A 17,767-nucleotide genomic window follows, 5' to 3' on the forward strand; every position below is an offset into this window, starting at 1 on the left:
GAGCGATTTTCATGGCGGGCGAGTTGGTCGAGCATGCGGTGGCGGCTGGGACACATGGCGTGGACTTGGTGCCAGTGGTGGCACTGCTCGGGGCAGCGGTAATCGGTGTTCCGCTGTTTAAACGCATCGGCTTGGGCTCGGTACTGGGCTATCTGGCAGCCGGTTTGTTGCTCGGGCCGTCAGGCATTGGCTTGATCAGCGATCCGGAGTCGGTGCTGACGATTGCTGAACTGGGCGTCGTGCTCTTTCTCTTCATTATTGGCCTGGAGATGGAGCCGGCCAAGCTCTGGGCACTGCGCAACCAGATATTCGGGCTTGGCGTGATCCAGGTTGCCGTCTGCGGTGCGCTTCTTACCGGCGTCGGCGTGCTCCTGGGCTTTCCTCTGGTGGTGGCCTTCGTTTTTGGGATGGGCTTTGTCCTCACGTCCACAGCCATCGTCATGCAGATCCTAGGCGAGCGTGGAGAGCTCTCAAGCCCCGGCGGCCAGCGCATGGTCTCGATCCTGCTGCTGGAGGACCTTGCTATCGTGCCTTTGTTGGCGATCGTTGCTCTGCTGGCACCATCCGGCGAGGACGGAGGTATGCTGGCGCGGGTGGCAGGGGTTGGCGTTGCACTGGGCGCGATTCTGTTGCTGATCTTCCTTGGGCAGCGGATTATGAACCCGTTCTTCTCGCTTCTGGCGTCTACCAAGTTACGCGAGGTGATGACGGCTGCGGCACTGCTGGTGGTCTTTGGGGCCGCCCTGTTGTTTCAGGCAAGCGGCCTTTCGATGGCCATGGGAGCATTTCTTGCCGGCGTGTTGCTGTCGACCTCGAGCTTCCGCCATCAGCTCGAAGCAGACGTCGAGCCATTCCGCGGCATCCTGCTGGGCCTGTTCTTCCTGGCCGTGGGCATGTCGCTCGACACGGCGGTGGTCGCAGCGAACTGGTCAATCATTGCGATCAGCGTCGCCGCCTTCATGGTCATCAAGGCTCTGGCGATATACGGAATTGCCCGCCTCCTGCGGTCAGGCCATGGTGAGGCGCTGGAGCGTGCCGTGCTCATGGGGCAGGGGGGCGAGTTCGCCTTCGTGCTCTATACGACCGCGCTTGGCGTAGGCCTCATCAGCGGCACTACCAACGCGATCTTCACCGCCACGGTCATCATCTCGATGGTGCTGACGCCGCTAGCGCTTATCGGCATGCGCTTCTTCATGCCCAAGCCAGTGCAATCGCTTGACGGCGTAGAACGGCCCGATGGGTTGTCGGGCAATATCCTGATCATCGGCTTCGGCCGCTTCGGCCAGATTGCCAGCCAGCCCTTGCTGGCGATGCGGCACTCGGTCTCCATCATCGACAATGACACCGAGATGATCCGTGCCGCAGCGCAGATCGGTTTCAAGGTTTATTATGGCGATGGCACCCGGCTCGACATACTGCATGCGGCGGGTGCCAGCACCGCAACGCTCATTCTCATCTGCACCGACAAGAAAGAGCAGACGACGCGGATTGCCGAGCTGGTTCGCGACGAGTTCCCGCTAGTACGGGTCATGGCCCGCGCCTTTGACCGGGGCCACGCAATCGAGCTGGTGAAAGCTGGTGTTGAGTACCAGATACGCGAGTTATTCGAATCCGCACTGGTGTTTGGTGGCGATGCCATTGAGATGCTCGGGGCGACGCGGGAGCAAGCGGTCGAGGTGGTGGAGGGCGTGAGAGACCGCGACCGCCAGCGTTTCGAACTGCAGATGGCAGGCGAGGACTGGCGGGTGGGGCGCAAACTGCTGCTTAGCAATGCTGAGGAGCAGGCGCGGGATGTGGGCGTCGAGGTGCCAGCTGAGGCCGTCGAGCAACGTATCAAGCAGAGTGCCGGACTGGGATAAAGGGCGATGCCTTGAGGGGCTTTCGTCTGCACCCTTTAAGTGCAAGACTAAAGTCGAATGCCCGGGGGGCAATCGCTGTTTAAAAAATTGGACTGCTACATGCCGCAAAAGCCCATTGTTTATGATGCTCCAAAGCTTGAGCGCCCCGCCCCGACTGCTGAAGCCATCCAGAGCGAAATCCTTGAAAGACTGGTCTATTCAGTGGGCAAGGACCCCATTGTCGCGCGCCCACATGACTGGCTTGCCGCCACGATCCTGGCAGTGCGCGATCGGGTTATGGATCGCTGGATGGAATCATCCCGCGAGACGTGGCGAACGTCCCACAAGCGCGTTTACTACCTGAGCCTCGAATTCCTGATCGGCCGGCTCATGCGCGATGCCATGAGTAATGTCGGCCTGATGGAGCCCGTGCGCGAAGCGCTCAAGAACCTCAATGTCGATCTCGGTGACCTCATTGATCTCGAGCCCGATGCAGCGCTTGGTAATGGTGGCCTCGGGCGCCTCGCCGCGTGCTTTCTGGAGTCGATGTCCTCGCTCAAGATCCCCGCTTACGGCTACGGCATTCGATATGTCCACGGCCTGTTCCGGCAGGAGATGAGCGAAGGCTGGCAGGTCGAACTGCCCGAGGATTGGCTCGCCCACGGCAACCCCTGGGAATTCGAGCGCCGCGAGAGCGCTTATGAAATTGGCTTTGGCGGACATGTCGAGCCGGTTACAGATCCTGATGGCACGCAGCGGCAGGAGTGGCGTCCCAATGACCATCTGCTGGCGGTCGCCTTCGACACGCCAATCGTGGGTTGGCGGGGTGCCCGGGTGAACACGTTGCGGCTCTGGAGCGCGCAGCCGATCGATCCTATCCTGCTCGACAAATTCAATTCCGGGGATCACATCGGCGCCCTGGAAGAAAGCGCTCGCGCCGAGGCGATCACCCGGGTGCTTTATCCCGCTGACTCGACCGCCGCGGGCCAGGAACTGCGGCTGCGCCAGGAGTTTTTCTTCTCCTCGGCGTCCCTTCAGGACATTGTGCGTCGACACATCCAGCAGTACGGCGATTTGGCTTCCCTGCCGGACAAGGTTGCCATCCAACTAAACGATACGCACCCGGCAATCTCCATCGCCGAGATGATGCGAATTCTGGTGGATCAGAACGGGTTGGAATGGGCTGAAGCCTGGAAGCTCACCCGGGCCACTTTCAGCTACACCAACCACACGCTGTTGCCCGAAGCCCTTGAGAGTTGGTCTGTTGCCTTGCTGGAGCGGTTGCTGCCGCGGCACATGCAGATCATCTATCAAATCAATGCGGATGTGCTGAGCGAAGCCCGCCAGCGGGCGAAGTTCAACGACGCGCAAATTGCCAATGTATCCCTGATCGATGAGAACGGCGGGCGCCGGGTTCGCATGGGGCAACTCGCCTTTGTAGGGTCGCACAACATCAATGGCGTCTCGGCCCTGCACACCGACCTCATGAAGCAGACTGTGTTCTCGGACCTGCACAAGCTCTATCCCGATCGCATCCAGAATAAGACCAATGGCATCACGCCGCGCCGCTGGATCCTCCAGAGCAATCCCGGTTTGACCAAGCTCATCACCGACCGGATCGGGCCTGCGTTCATGGACGACATCACGCTCCTGCGGGAGCTCGATGCACATGCCGAGGATCCGGGATTCCAGGAGCAGTTTGCGCAGGTCAAGCATGCCAACAAGCTGCGCCTGACCAAGCTGATCAAGGACCGCATGAACATTATCGTCTCACCCGACGCCATGTTCGACGTGCAGATCAAACGCATTCACGAGTACAAGCGGCAGTTACTAAATATTATCCAAGCCGTTGCGCTTTATGATGAAATCCGCGCGCACCCGGAACGGGATTGGGTTCCTCGCGTTAAAATCTTCGCAGGCAAGGCCGCGCCAGGATACTGGAACGCCAAGCTCATCATCAAGCTGATCAACGACGTGGCTCGGGTCATCAACAACGACCCGGCCGTACGTGGGCTGCTCAAGGTGGTGTTCGTACCGAACTACAATGTGAGCTTGGCCGAAGTGATCGTTCCCGCTGCTGACCTTTCCGAGCAGATTTCCACCGCTGGCATGGAAGCTTCAGGCACCGGCAACATGAAGTTCATGGCCAATGGCGCCGTCACCATCGGCACCATGGACGGCGCCAATGTCGAGATGCACAAGGAAGTCGGGCCGGACAACATCGTCATCTTTGGCCTCACCACTGAACAAGTCGATGAGAAGCGTGCCCGGAGCGAAGTGCCCCGTAGCGCCATCGATGCGTCGCCACGTCTCAAGGAAGCGCTGGATGCGATTTCGTCAGGCGTGTTCTCACCCGACGATCCCCATCGCTACCGAGATCTCGTTGGCGGGCTATATGATCATGACTGGTTCATGGTGGCGCGAGACTTTGACGCCTACACCGAGGCCCAGGCCAGGGTCGACGAGCTCTGGAATGACAAGCGGCGCTGGCGTGCGATGGCTATTCGCAATACCGCGCGGGTGGGCTTTTTCTCTTCTGACCGTACCATCCGCCAGTACGCCGAGGAAATCTGGGGCGTTCCGGTAGCATAGTGACAGCGCAATGGTAGGCTTAGGTGAAATGGTCAGCATAGCTGGGGTGCGGCAGGCTTCTGCTCGCCCCTCTAGTTGGCTTGGGGGAGTGCCCGGGTGAGCGCAGGTCAGTGGCAGGCCGATAGCGGTGAGGTCGAGGCAATCGTCCGCGGGCGACACTCAAATCCGTTTGCATTTCTCGGACTGCACGAAGTGGGCGGCCAGCAGGTTCTGCGGGCATTTATTCCGCACGCGGAAGTCGTAACCGCCTACACTCTCGACGGTGCTAAAATCGCTACGCTCCGCCGTAGCCACCCCGAGGGTTTTTTTGAGGGAGCGATCGCTTCTATCGAGCGGCAGCCCATCCGCTATCGGGCGCAAAACGAAGGCGGCGAATGGGACGTCTATGATCCCTATTCCTTTGGTCCGGTGCTCGGACCTATGGACGATTACTATATTGGGGAGGGCAGTCATCTTCGGCTGTTCGACAAGCTTGGCGCCCACGCAATGGCGTTCGAGGGCATTGCGGGCACGCATTTCGCAGTTTGGACACCCAACGCGCAGCGCGTGAGCGTTGTTGGCCCGTTCAATGATTGGGACGGTCGCCGCCACCCCATGCGCAATCGGTTGGAAACGGGCATCTGGGAAGTGTTTATTCCCGTAGTGGGTCCAGGCACGCTCTACAAATATGAGATTGTCGGACCGAGCGGCGAGCTCCTGCCGCTCAAGGCCGATCCGTTCGCGCGCCAATCCGAGTTGCGGCCGCGAACAGCTTCGGTTGTGCCCGATCCGGAGCCCTTCGTCTGGACCGACCAGAAATATATGGACGAGCGGAGCCATAAGGATTGGCGTCGGACGCCGATGTCCATCTACGAGGTGCATCTGGGGTCCTGGCGCCGCCGGCCGGATGGCGAGTTCCTGAGCTACGATCAACTGGCTGAACAACTCGTGCCCTATGCCGCCGACATGGGCTACACCCATATCGAGTTGATGCCGATCAGTGAGCATCCGTTCGACCCCAGCTGGGGCTATCAGCCCACGGGCCTTTATGCTCCCACGGCTCGGTTCGGCGATCCGGCGGGTTTCGCGCGGCTGGTGAACGCAGCGCACGAAGCGGGCCTAGGCATCATCCTTGATTGGGTGCCGGCGCATTTTCCAACCGATGCGCACGGGCTGAGCAATTTCGATGGCACGGCGCTCTATGAACATGCCGACCCGCGCCAGGGCTTTCATCCGGACTGGAACACGGCGATCTACAATTTCGGCCGGCGTGAGGTGGTCAGCTACCTCGTCAACAACGCCCTTTACTGGCTGGAGACGTTCCACATCGATGGCCTGCGCGTCGACGCGGTCGCGTCGATGCTTTACCTCGACTACTCCCGCCAGTCGGGCCAGTGGGTGCCGAACCGGCATGGTGGCAACGAGAACCTCGAAGCGGTGGAGTTCCTGCGCCGGGTCAATGCGGAAGCCTACCGGCTGCATCCGGGCACTTTTATGATTGCCGAGGAATCCACCTCCTGGCCCGGCGTCAGCCATCCGGTAGACACGGGCGGGCTGGGCTTCGGCTTCAAGTGGAACATGGGCTTCATGAACGACACTTTGCGTTACATGAACCGCGAAACCATCCATCGGAAGTACCACCACAACGACATGACCTTCGGCATGGTCTATGCGTTCTCCGAGAACTTCATCTTGCCGCTCAGCCATGACGAGGTGGTGCACGGCAAGGGATCCTTGCTGGCCAAGATGCCCGGCGACGACTGGCAGCAATTTGCCAATCTGCGGGCCTATTATGCGTTCATGTGGGGTCATCCGGGCAAGAAGCTCTTGTTCATGGGACAAGAATTCGCGCAGCGGCATGAATGGCGGGAAGCTCAGGCGTTGGAGTGGGGCCTACTTGAAGCGGGCATGCATGAAGGCGTGCGGCGGCTGATCGCCGACCTCAACGCGGCCTACCGCCAACTTCCAGCGCTGCATGAGCGCGATTGCGAGCCCGAGGGGTTCGAGTGGGTGATTGGCAATGATCACCAGAACTCTGTCTTTGCCTGGCTGCGCAAGGCGCCGGGCGCCGATCCGGTCTTGGTGGTATCGAATCTAACACCGGTGCCGCGCAGCGGGTATAAGATCCCCATGCCCTTGGCAGGGCGCTGGGTGGAGCGCATCAATACGGATGCCGGCTGGTATTCAGGGTCGAATACCGGCAATCAGGGTGGCATCCGGGCTTATCCCGTCGAGGGGCAGCACTGGCCAGCCGAAGCGGAACTTTATCTGCCGCCGCTGGCAACTCTGTATCTGAAATATGAGCCGGCGTGAGCCGGAAGGTTTGAATACGTCCCGGTGAACGGGAGTCGTGGAGGGCATTGAAGTGGCAGACTACAGAGTACCATCACCGCTGGCCCGTGAGGCCATGGCTTACGTGCTGGCAGGAGGGCGCGGCACACGCCTCATGGAATTGACGGACCGGCGCGCCAAGCCAGCCGTCTATTTCGGCGGCAAGTCACGCATCATCGACTTTGCGCTCTCGAATGCCATCAACTCGGGCATCCGGCGTATTTCCGTCGCGACGCAATACCAGGCGCATAGCCTCATCCGACACCTGTCGCGGGGCTGGAACTTCCTGCGCCCCGAGCGCAACGAGAGCTTCGACGTGCTGCCCGCCAGCCAACGGGTCCGCGAGGACATGTGGTATGCCGGCACCGCCGACGCCGTTTACCAAAACATGGACATCATTGAGGATTCGGGCGCTCGCTACATCGTCATTCTAGCCGGCGACCACATCTACAAGATGGACTACGAAATCATGCTCCGCCAGCATGTGGACACCGGCGCCGATGTGACCATCGGCTGCCTTGAAGTGCCGCGCATGGAAGCGACGGGCTTTGGCGTCATGCATGTTGATGGGCGTGATCGGGTCATCGACTTCATCGAAAAGCCCAAGGACCCGCCGGGCATTCCGGACAAGCCGGAAGTGGCGTTGGCTTCAATGGGCATCTACGTCTTCGAGACGCGGTTCCTGATGGAGCAGTTGCGCCGTGACGCGGCGACGGAAGGTTCCAACCGTGACTTCGGCAAGGATGTCATTCCCTATATCGTCAAGAACGGCACGGCCTGGGCTCACCGCTTCACCCGCTCCTGCGTCCGCTCGAGCAAGGAAGAAGTCTCCTACTGGCGCGACGTCGGTACCATCGACGCCTATTGGAAGGCTTCGATCGATCTCACCGACATCGAGCCGCAGCTTGATCTTTATGACCGTGATTGGCCGATCTGGACCTATGCGGAGATCACCCCACCTGCCAAGTTCGTCCATGACTTCGATGGCCGGCGTGGATCTGCCGTGAACTCGCTGGTCTCGGGCGATTGCATCATCTCGGGTGGCCATCTGTCCCGCACACTGCTTTCCACCGGTTCGCGCGTGCACTCCTATTCGGAACTCGAGCATGCTGTGGTTCTGCCCTATTGCGACATTGGCCGGAATGCGCGCCTCAAGAATGTGGTGATCGACCGCGGCGTCACCATCCCCGAAGGGCTTGTCGTGGGCGAGGATCCTGAATTTGACGCCAAGTGGTTCCGGCGGACCGACGACGGGGTGACATTGGTCACTCAGGCGATGATCAACCGATATCTGGCCGATAGATGATCGAAGTTCTCTCGGTTGCCTCCGAGGTCTACCCGCTGATCAAGACAGGGGGCCTGGCCGACGTGGCGGGTGCTTTGCCCGGTGCGCTGTCGGGTTATGGCATCACCATGCGCACGCTGATCCCCGGCTATCCGGCCGTGCTGGAAAAGCTCGATGGTGGTCGTGTCGCCGCCGAGATCGACAATCTGTTCGGTTTTCCCGCTAAACTGATCGCCGGCCGCGCCGACAGTCTGGACGTGATCGTCATAGACTGTCCGCCTCTCTATGGCCGGCCTGGAAACCCCTATGTTGGTCCCGAAGGCGGCGATTGGCCCGACAACTGGCAACGCTTTGCCGGTCTAAGCTGGGTTGCCGCGCAACTCGGCTTTGGCATGATCGAGGGCTACCGGCCCAATGTCATTCATGCGCATGACTGGCAGGCTGGCCTTGCACCCGCCTATATTCGCTTCGGACCAGAAAGCGCCGTAAAGACGGTGATGACCGTCCACAACATGGCCTTTCTAGGTTTCTTCGGATCGGACATCTTCAGCCAGTTGCGCCTGCCGCCCCATGCCTTCGGCATCGAGGGTGTGGAGTTCTATGGCGGCATATCATTCCTCAAGTCGGGCATGCAATGCGCCGATTACGTGACGACGGTCAGCCCCACCTATGCCGACGAAATCCGAACGCCCGCCTTTGGCATGGGGCTAGAAGGCCTCCTCAATGCTCGTGCGGACACTGTGTCGGGCGTGCTCAACGGCATCGACACCAAGGCGTGGAACCCCGCAACCGACCCGGCCCTGGTGCAGACTTATTCGGCCAACACCATTCACAAGCGCCATGCCAACAAGGCAGCTCTGGTCGAGACGTTCGGCCTCGATGGAGAAGAGGGGCCACTGTTCTGCGTCGTCAGCCGTCTGACGCAACAAAAGGGCATGGACCTCCTGCTGCAGGTGCTGGACGGCGCAGTGGAACTTGGCGCCAAGTTCGTTGTGCTGGGCTCGGGCGAGAAAGCGATTGAGGATGGCTTCCACCATGCAGCCGAGCGCCACAAGGGCAAGGTGGGCTTTACCAGTGGCTACAACGAGCCACTTTCGCATCAGATGCAAGGCGGCTCCGACGCCATTGTTATTCCATCACGGTTCGAACCCTGCGGGCTGACGCAGATTTATGGGTTGCGCTATGGCTGCGTGCCGGTCGTTAGTCGCGTGGGCGGGCTCGCTGACACTGTCATAGATGCTAATCAGGCAGCGCTCGCTGCAGGGGTGGCCACCGGCATCCAGTTCAAGCCCAATGATGGCCACGCGCTCTATGAAGCCATTCGCAGGGCCGTGCGGCTCTACGCGGACGAAGACGTGTGGCGGAAGATCCAACGACGCGGCATGAAGTCGGACGTCTCGTGGGAAACGAGCGCCGAACGCTATGCCGATCTCTATGCAAATTTGACCGGGCTCAGCCGATATGACCATCCAGACAATTAAGACCACACCCTATCAGGATCAGAAGCCAGGCACGTCCGGGCTGCGCAAGCGCGTCACGGTGTACCAACAGCCGAACTATGTCGAGAATTACATTCAGGCGATCTTTGACTGCCTGGAGGGCTACCAGGGGCAGACCCTGGTGATCGGTGGTGATGGCCGCTACTACAACGACGTTGCCATTCAGAAGGCCATCCGGCTTGCCGCGGCGAACGGCTTCGGCAGGGTTCTGGTGGGTCAAAACGGCCTTCTTTCCACCCCTGCTGCCAGCCACATCATCCGGCACTACAAGGCGTTCGGCGGGCTTGTACTTTCGGCCAGCCACAATCCCGGCGGCCCGGAAGGCGATTTCGGCATCAAGTACAATGTGGGCAATGGCGGTCCGGCGCCCGAGAAGATCACGGACGCGGTCTACGCCCGCACCAAAGTGATCGACAGCTACAAGATGGTCGATGCGCCCGATGTAGCGCTTGGGGAAATCGGTGTTCAGCACTCGGGCGACATGATCGTCGAAGTGCTTGATCCGGTGACCGACTACGCGGCCCTGATGGAGACCCTCTTCGACTTTGACCTAATTCGGGCTCTTTTCGCCTCGGGCTTCCGCATGACGTTCGACGCAATGCATGCGGTCACGGGCCCTTATGCGCACCGGATCCTCGAGGACATGTTGGGCGCACCCAAGGGAACGGTGATCAACGGGACGCCGTCTCCCGATTTCGGCAACGGGCATCCGGATCCGAACCTCGTCTATTGCAAGCCTATGCATGACCTGCTGATGACCCCCGAGGGACCGGACTTCGGCGCTGCCTCCGATGGGGATGGCGACCGCAACCTCATCATTGGCAAGAACCGCTTCGTCACCCCGTCGGACTCACTGGCCATACTCGCGGCCAATGCCGCTCTTGCGCCGGGCTATGCCACCGGCATCGCCGGTATCGCCCGCTCCATGCCGACCAGCGCTGCGGCGGATCGCGTTGCCGAAAAACTCGGCATCGAAATGCATGAGACGCCGACGGGATGGAAGTTCTTCGGCAATCTGCTGGACGCGGGGCGCGTTACCATCTGCGGCGAGGAGAGCGCGGGAACTGGATCTAATCATGTGCGCGAGAAGGATGGTCTCTGGGCGGTCCTGCTGTGGCTCAATATCATTGCCAGCCGCCGGCAGTCGGTCGACGAGATCGTACGCGAACACTGGGCGACCTACGGCCGAAACTACTACACAAGGCACGACTACGAAGAGGTCGATGCGACAATTGCTAGCCAGTTGGTCGAGGACCTGCGCGCGCAACTGCCGGCACTCCCCGGCAAGAATTTCGAAGATGACCTGCAGGTCGCCTATGCCGACGATTTCACCTACCATGATCCGGTGGATGGCTCGACGAGTGCCCGGCAGGGCATCCGGATCGGGTTCACTGATGGCTCCCGGGTGGTCCTGCGCTTAAGTGGAACCGGCACTGTCGGGGCCACGTTGCGCCTTTACCTCGAGCGCTACGAAGCTGCCGACGGAAGGCACGATCTTGATACCCAGACCGCCCTTGAACCCCTCATCGCCTTCGCCGACCAGATCGCGGGAATCAAATCGCGGACCGGCCGTGACGAGCCCAGTGTCATCACCTAACGTCGCTCGACCGTTGGGTCCCGTTCTCGTACCGGGCGGTGGCAACACCGATAACCTTGGCGCAACGCTGACCGAGGACGGCATCAATTTTGCCGTCTACTCGGAAACGGCCTCAGCTATTTGGGTGTCGATCTTCAACGAGCAGGACGAGGAAGTCGAACGCTTCCTCACCGATGTTCACGAGGACAACATCCATGCGGTTCGAATAGCGGGACTGGGTGCCGGCACCAGATATGGGCTGCGAGCAGACGGGGAGTACAATCCCGATCAAGGCCTGTTCTTTGACCCACAGAAGCTGTTGGTCGATCCCTATGCCAAGCGACTGGACCGGGTTTTCGTGCGTTCGCCGCGGCTCCGACTGGACCGATCAGAGGCCGTGGACACTGCCCCCCTCGTTCCTAAGGCGGTCGTCGTCAGCGACACCTGGAAGCCGGTAATGCCGCGCCGCAAGGGGCCGGGATTGTTCTACGAGATGAATGTCCGCGGCTACACCATGCGGCATCCCAGCGTGCAGGGGCCGCTGCGCGGCACCATCGCGGCACTGACGACCCAGCGGGTCATCGATCATCTCAAATATATCGGGGTGGACACGCTCCAGCTCATGCCCACGGCAGCGTGGATCGACGAAGGCCATCTGCCGGCACTGGGGCTGACCAATGCTTGGGGTTACAACCCCGTAACCTATTCGGCTGTTGACCCGCGCCTTGCACCGCGCGGCCCGCACGAGCTGCGGCACATGACTGACCTCTACCGCAAGAACGGCATCTCGGTGATCCTCGACGTGGTCTACAACCATACCGGCGAAGGAGATGCGCAGGGGCCAATGCTGAGCCTGATGGGGCTGGATGCAAAGACCTATTATCGCTTCGTGGAAGTGGACGGCAAGCAGCAGCTCGTCAACGACACTGGTACGGGCAACACGCTACGCTGCGACCATCCAGCCACGCAGCGGCTGGTGATCGATAGTCTCCGTTACTGGGTTCAGGAGATGGGTGTCTCCGGCTTCCGCTTCGATCTGGCCACCGTGCTTGGACGCGAACCGGGTTTCAATCCGAACGCGGTGATGCTGCAGAAGATCAAGGCTGATCCGATCCTCAGCAAGTGCATCCTGGTTGCCGAGCCGTGGGACATCGGCCCTGGTGGCTATGGGCTCGGCCAGTTCGGCAAGGAGTTCAAGGAACACAACGATACCTACCGCGATCAGGTGCGATCCTTCTGGCGTGGTGACCCGGGAAAGATCGGCGCGCTAGCGGGCAAGGTTGCCGGCTCGGCCGACATATTCAACCATGGCGGGCGGAAGCCAAACCATGGCGTCAACATGCTGGCCGTGCACGATGGTTTTACGCTTCGGGACCTCGTGACCTATAGCGAGAAGCACAACGAGGCCAATGGCGAAGACAACCGGGATGGACACAACCACAATTCGTCTTGGAACTGCGGTGTTGAAGGCGAGACTGACGACGAGGCGATCAACGCCGCTCGCCGAAACGACGTGCGCGCCCTGCTGGCGACGCTCTTCGTTTCCCGCGGATTGCCGCTCGTGCAACAAGGCGATGAATTCTACCGCACCCAGCAGGGCAACAATAATGCCTACGCACAGGATAACGAGATCACCTGGGTCGACTGGGAGAATGCTGACGGCGATCTGGTTGATTTCGTGTGCCAGCTGCACGAGTTCCGCAAATCTCATCCTGCCATTACCCATGACCAGTTCCTAACAGGCCGCGCCAAACAAGGTGTGAGAGACGTCGTCTGGCTCCATCCCGATGGACGCGAGATGACGGAAGGCGACTGGCACGATCCGTCCGGATCAGTGCTGGGGATGCAATTGCGCTATCGCAAGGACGAGGTCCTGGTGTGGTTTAATCGCAAGGCTGAGCCGGTGAGCGCTCAGTTGCCGAAAGGCGAATGGACCGTGGGTATCGCCTCGGACGGCATTGAGGACCTAATCGGAGAGAGCGGCGCTGCAACCTTGCCGCCGAGGTCCGTGACTGCCCTAATACGTCCAGAGGTAGCCAGCTCATGATCGTTGCGCAGTTGAGCGACATTCATGCCGATGGAAGCCGCGAGGCCCTCGACCGGCTCGATCGCGTGCTTAAGTGGCTGCGGCCGGTCCGTCCGGATTGGCTGATCGTCAGTGGTGATCTAGCCGAAGCTGAGCAACGAGAAAGCTATGCGGAGATCCGGGAGCGCTTCGAGGATTTGGGCAGCGGCTTCTCGATCGTGCCGGGTAATGTTGATGACCGCGAAAAACTGCGCAACGCATTCGGCGACCTGCATGACTGGGCCGAGGCGGGACCGCTCAATTCAAGCGCCAACGCTGGCGATCTTCGTCTAGTGGGGCTTGATGTCACCGTTCCCGGCGCGCATCACGGCGAGGCGGGGCAGGTGCTCGACTGGCTCAAGGCGACACTTCCCGGGGGTGACGCGCCTACGATCATCTTCCAACACCAGCATCCATTCCTGTGCGGCATCGATGGAAAAGACAAGAACATCTGTCGGAGTGGTGACGAATTGGCGGATGTCATCAATCGGTCGGAGGCCGAGATCGTTCTTCTGACCTGTGGCCATGTGCATAGGCCGCTGTTCACGCAATTTGCCGGCCGGCCCGCGACCATGGCTCCTTCAGTGGCGAGAGCCAATAAGCTTCGGCTCAATGGCCGGGAGCCCACTATCGTTGAACCGCCGGGTCTTCTGCTGCATCACTGGTCGGAAAAGCGGCTGGTCAGCCATGTGGTGATGGTGACCGACTAACGGCCATCACAGGCAGTGGGGGCAGCAGCTATTCGGCAGCCTGTATGCTGGTGAATCCGCCCATCTTTTCGATGAAGCCGATGATCTCCTCGAGGCTCTCGCGGCGCAGCAAATCCGTGAACACATATGGCCGACCTTCGCGCACCTTCTGCGTATCGCTCTCCATCACCTCGACGCTCGCGCCGACATATTGCGCCAGGTCCGTGTGGGTGATGACCAACAGGTCCGACCGGGAGATCGCCGGCCCACCTTTACGGGGGATCTTCTCGCCTTGCGCGACCGAGATCACATAGATGGTGATGTCGGCCAGATCGGGCGAGAAGGTGGCGGCGAGATTGTCCCCACCGCTTTCGATGAGAATGATGTCGAGATCGGGAAACTTGCGGTTCAGCTCATCGATCGCTGCCAGGTTGAGCGAAGCGTCCTCACGAATGGCAGTGTGCGGGCAGCCACCCGTCTCGACACCCACGATGCGGTCTTCCGAGATCGCCTGCACGCGAGCGAGGATCAGCGCGTCTTCCCGCGTGTAGATGTCATTGGTCACCACCGCCATCGAGTAGCGATCCCGCATGGCCTTGAGGAGCATCTCGCACAGTGTCGTCTTGCCAGACCCCACAGGGCCGCCGATGCCGATGCGCAGAGGGCCGTTAAGCGATTTCATAGCAGCCTCATAAGGACGAGCACCAGAAAGCCGGCGCCAAGGAAAAGACAAAGCGGCGAATAGACCCGCCGGTCATTAAGCCGGAAGATTGGCTCGGGCGTCTTGCTCACCCACCAATCGGTGTATCCGGCCACGCCGCGCGCCAGAAATATGACTGCGAGAGCGAAACCCAGCAGCGTTAGCGACGCCCCGCCGCCATCATGATCGGCCAGGGCCAAAGCGATGATGCCTGCCGCAAGGGTTCCCACTGCAACCATCAAGGATGCAAGGCGCGGCGGCATGCGCTCGACGCCCTCGAAGCCAACAACAGTTTGCGCCAGCAGCTTCTCGTCCCGGATGGGCCAGGTCTGCCCGAACGACCACAACAAATGGGCGAAGCTGACCGCAAGCAGCGGGATGAACATGAACGAGGAGATCAGCATGCTCATGAACGGAATATTCTCGTGGTGAGTGTTTCGTGCGTCATTTGGGCGATGTCGGCGGCATAGGCCACCGATCCGATGTCGTCCAGTGTGGCACGCTCGCACTGCGCCGCCAATGCGGCGATCTGCGCTTCGAGCGCTGCCATGATCGCCAGACCATCCGACTGGCCGATCGGCACCAGCCGCACCGCTACCGAAACCTGGCTGTGAACCGAAGCGGTGAGCCAGGCGAGCAGCACCGCATCGAGCGCAATCTTGTGGGCACCAGCCATGGCGCCTACTGCGATCGGGTAAGGGCAGGGGCTGGGTAGCTCCACCGGCAGCGGCATGGGCCAGGCCGTTACCGCAGCGGCGAAGGACCCTCCCGTGATGGTGGTTTCGTCCAGTCGCTCCCGAGCCGGAACCAGGGCCAGGCAGAGATCGGAGAGCTCTTGTAGCGCTTCTTGAGATGCCGTTTGCCGGTGCGCTGCAGCCAACAAGATGGCGTCGGTCCGCATGCTGCCATGCTGCAGCGCGCCCACTATCCAGTCCTGCGTGGTGGCCCCATCGATGACTGTGCTCCGTGCAATGGCGCTTTCCAGCCCGGCCGACCAGGCGAATGCCCCCACGGGGAACGCCGGGGAGAGCCAGGTGAGGAGTTTCTGTAGGTCCGAAGCGGCACTCATCGGGCGAGCAAAGCATGCCCATGCTCACCATGGCTGTGATAAGCGCCATGCTCGGCAAAAAACGGCTCGGTCGCGTTCTCTACCTTGGCGCCCAGCCCTTCGAGCATTGCCTTGAGCACATGATCGCGCTTGATGAGCAACCGATCCATCTCCAATTGGGCCGGTGTATGCCTGTTGCCTATGTGCCAGGCGAGCCGCACCAGATGCGCGGTGTCGCGGCCCCGCACCGCGTACAACAATTCCTCGGCTGCCCGGACTTCGACATGGCTGCCATCTTCCAGCTCGAGGGCCCCGCCGTGCTCCAGCGTAACCACCTGCGGAAAGTCGAGCAGAACCTCCGTACCGCCCTTCGTCGTTAGGACTTTGCGACGCAAGCGGCGCTCGTCAAAGGCAAGGGTAATCGTATCGAGCGGGGCGGGGCGGCTGGTGTCAGCAGGCAGGTGGGTAATAGCGCGGAGCATCAGAGTCTTTCTGGTTCAATGACGGCAAGGCAATCAGCCCTTGCCGTCACGAAGGCCTCGTGGATGAGGGACGCGGAGAGCTACGGGGTGTTGATCACTTCCGAACAACTCAGGACCGGGTCGGCGTCCTCGCCTTGAGTTTGGTCATAGAGTTCGGCCTCGGGGCCGCTCTGCCACCAGACCCACTGGCCAGACGCATAGCGTGCAGCCGATGCAGAGAGCACGGCAGCAAACAGACGCGCCTCGGTTTCGTCCGGGGGCGTGACCATGGCCAGGAAGTTGGGTGCAGAGTTCACATAAGTGACGGTGAGCGGCGCCTCGGTGCCGCAGTCATAAGTGACGGTACGCCGTTCGAAATCACTGACATTGCCGCTTAGTTCGATTTGCAGGTTCGCCTCGAGCGCCGAAGCCGCACCAGCGGAAAGAAGAAGGGCTGCAAGCGCAACCGATAGTCTGGAGATCATCATGTTCCTCCGAAATGCCCCAGGGTAGAACAGCAGGTGTGCGCGGCAGAATTTTGTCTTTGTTCCACTGTGATCACTCCGCCTGCAGGAGATAAAGCGCGCCGGGAATGGGTTCATTCCGCTCATGGCGGATCGGCATGTCATGCCGCTCCAAAAGCCGAAATCCGTGCTGGTCGGCAAGAGTGCCGATATAATCCACTGAATGTGCGAAGCGTCCGCTGGATCGTACCGCGACTGGTTCTTCCATGGAGTGTTCCACCGAGAAAGCGAACAGTCCTGCTGGCGTCAGCACCTGGCAAATGGCCGGGAATACCTCTTCGAGTTGCCCCACATAAATGAAGACATCGGCAGCCGTGACAAGGTCATAAGGCCCCCTAAAGGCTTGGTCGCGGCTCAGAACCTCCATTAGATCGCCCGCTCGGAGCTCACGATAGAGTCCGCGCTCCCGCGCCTTGGCGACCATCTGCCGGGAAATGTCGATTCCGTCGATCGCCTCAACGATGCCTTGCAGTTCGAGGGCAACAAGTCCGGTGCCGCAGCCCAGGTCGAGCGCTGTCAACCCGCCCGCCGAGTGGTGCCGGCCGAGCGTATCCCGGATCGCCGCCGGAACGCGGTAGCCAAGAGTTTCCGTCAGATGTTGGTCGAAGTGCTCGGAGTAATGGTCGAACAAATCCTGCACATAGCTGGAGGTGAGCTTGCTAGGCTCGCCGCTCAGCGCCGCCGCCATGTGCGCGGCGTACTGATCATACGGAAGAACTGTAAGCACCTTGCGAAAGCTCTTGAGAGCATCGTCGCGGTTGCCGGCGTCCAGCTGGGCCTGGGCTAATCCTCGGAATGCGGCTCCGTCTTTGGGGCGTAGCGTCAGCGCCTTGCGAAACACGGTCACGGCGTCTTGGGCACGCTTTCCCGCGGTCAGCGCCTCGCCGAGGCGGATGTAAGCATCGGCCGATTTTGGCGCAGCCGCGACCGCCCGCTCCAGGCTGCCAATTGCAAGTTCAGTGGCTCCTGTCTGCATGGCCAGCGAGCCCAGCAGCAACAGGCCATCGGCGTTCTCGGGGTCTCGCTTGATCAGTTCCACACAAACTGCCGCCGCTTCGGCAACTTTGCCCGCAGCGCGCAGCTTGCCCGCTTGCGCGAGCATGGCTGCGGACTGGGGCGCGAGCACCGGGTCCAACTTGGCGTTGCGGTTCTTAGCCAGGTGGCGACTCCTTCAAATCTC

14 protein-coding genes are annotated in these 17,767 nt (G+C 60.8%); 8 read left to right on the forward strand and 6 right to left on the reverse strand.

Translation table 11 applies throughout. The features are described from left to right. The first annotated feature begins 38 nt into the window (after positions 1-38). From QOV41_RS06820 to QOV41_RS06855, 8 genes are all read left to right on the forward strand, one after another. Positions 39-1,859, forward strand: coding sequence for a monovalent cation:proton antiporter-2 (CPA2) family protein (locus QOV41_RS06820; protein ID WP_284581207.1), 1,821 nt, complete (start codon positions 39-41; stop codon positions 1,857-1,859). 99 nt (positions 1,860-1,958) lie between these two features. Continuing rightward, a complete protein-coding gene (locus QOV41_RS06825; RefSeq protein ID WP_284580385.1) occupies positions 1,959-4,430 on the forward strand; it encodes a glycogen/starch/alpha-glucan phosphorylase in 2,472 nt (823 codons plus the stop codon). A 96-nt stretch (positions 4,431-4,526) separates the two neighbouring features. After that, a complete protein-coding gene (gene glgB, locus QOV41_RS06830; protein ID WP_284580387.1) occupies positions 4,527-6,722 on the forward strand; it encodes a 1,4-alpha-glucan branching protein GlgB in 2,196 nt (731 codons plus the stop codon). A gap of 52 nt (positions 6,723-6,774) precedes the next feature. Next, positions 6,775-8,046 carry a glucose-1-phosphate adenylyltransferase gene (gene glgC, locus QOV41_RS06835; protein ID WP_284580389.1) on the forward strand — a complete coding sequence of 424 codons (1,272 nt, stop codon included), beginning with the start codon at positions 6,775-6,777 and terminating at the stop codon, positions 8,044-8,046. After that, positions 8,046-9,506 carry a glycogen synthase GlgA gene (glgA, locus tag QOV41_RS06840; protein WP_284581209.1) on the forward strand — a complete coding sequence of 487 codons (1,461 nt, stop codon included), beginning with the start codon at positions 8,046-8,048 and terminating at the stop codon, positions 9,504-9,506. The genes glgC and glgA overlap by 1 nt, the downstream gene beginning before the upstream one ends. Beyond that, positions 9,487-11,121, forward strand: a complete 1,635-nt coding sequence (locus QOV41_RS06845) for an alpha-D-glucose phosphate-specific phosphoglucomutase (protein ID WP_284580390.1) — start codon at positions 9,487-9,489, stop codon at positions 11,119-11,121. The genes glgA and QOV41_RS06845 overlap by 20 nt, the downstream gene beginning before the upstream one ends. Further along, positions 11,108-13,147: a glycogen debranching protein GlgX gene (gene glgX, locus QOV41_RS06850; protein ID WP_284580391.1), complete on the forward strand. Its 2,040-nt coding sequence runs from the start codon at positions 11,108-11,110 to the stop codon at positions 13,145-13,147. The genes QOV41_RS06845 and glgX overlap by 14 nt, the downstream gene beginning before the upstream one ends. Beyond that, positions 13,144-13,875: a metallophosphoesterase gene (locus QOV41_RS06855; protein ID WP_284580393.1), complete on the forward strand. Its 732-nt coding sequence runs from the start codon at positions 13,144-13,146 to the stop codon at positions 13,873-13,875. The genes glgX and QOV41_RS06855 overlap by 4 nt, the downstream gene beginning before the upstream one ends. 28 nt (positions 13,876-13,903) lie before the next feature. Here the strand turns inward: QOV41_RS06855 and ureG are convergent, their stop codons facing one another. From ureG to QOV41_RS06885, 6 genes are all read right to left on the reverse strand, one after another. Beyond that, positions 13,904-14,536: an urease accessory protein UreG gene (gene ureG / locus QOV41_RS06860; RefSeq protein ID WP_284580394.1), complete on the reverse strand. Its 633-nt coding sequence runs from the start codon at positions 14,534-14,536 to the stop codon at positions 13,904-13,906. Further along, positions 14,533-14,964: a DUF3995 domain-containing protein gene (locus tag QOV41_RS06865; RefSeq protein ID WP_284580395.1), complete on the reverse strand. Its 432-nt coding sequence runs from the start codon at positions 14,962-14,964 to the stop codon at positions 14,533-14,535. The genes ureG and QOV41_RS06865 overlap by 4 nt, the downstream gene beginning before the upstream one ends. Then, positions 14,961-15,623, reverse strand: coding sequence for an urease accessory protein UreF (locus tag QOV41_RS06870; protein ID WP_284580396.1), 663 nt, complete (start codon positions 15,621-15,623; stop codon positions 14,961-14,963). The genes QOV41_RS06865 and QOV41_RS06870 overlap by 4 nt, the downstream gene beginning before the upstream one ends. Beyond that, a complete protein-coding gene (locus QOV41_RS06875) occupies positions 15,620-16,084 on the reverse strand; it encodes an urease accessory protein UreE (protein WP_284580397.1) in 465 nt (154 codons plus the stop codon). Before QOV41_RS06875 ends, QOV41_RS06870 begins: the two co-directional genes overlap by 4 nt. An 80-nt stretch (positions 16,085-16,164) precedes the next feature. Beyond that, positions 16,165-16,551: an MliC family protein gene (locus QOV41_RS06880; RefSeq protein WP_284580398.1), complete on the reverse strand. Its 387-nt coding sequence runs from the start codon at positions 16,549-16,551 to the stop codon at positions 16,165-16,167. 70 nt (positions 16,552-16,621) lie between these two features. Next, on the reverse strand, positions 16,622-17,713 hold the full coding sequence (locus tag QOV41_RS06885; RefSeq protein ID WP_284581210.1) for a tetratricopeptide repeat protein: 1,092 nt from the start codon (positions 17,711-17,713) through the stop codon (positions 16,622-16,624). Positions 17,714-17,767 lie beyond the last annotated feature (54 nt).

The organism is Devosia sp. RR2S18, assembly GCF_030177755.1.
Lineage (GTDB): Bacteria > Pseudomonadota > Alphaproteobacteria > Rhizobiales > Devosiaceae > Devosia > Devosia rhizosphaerae.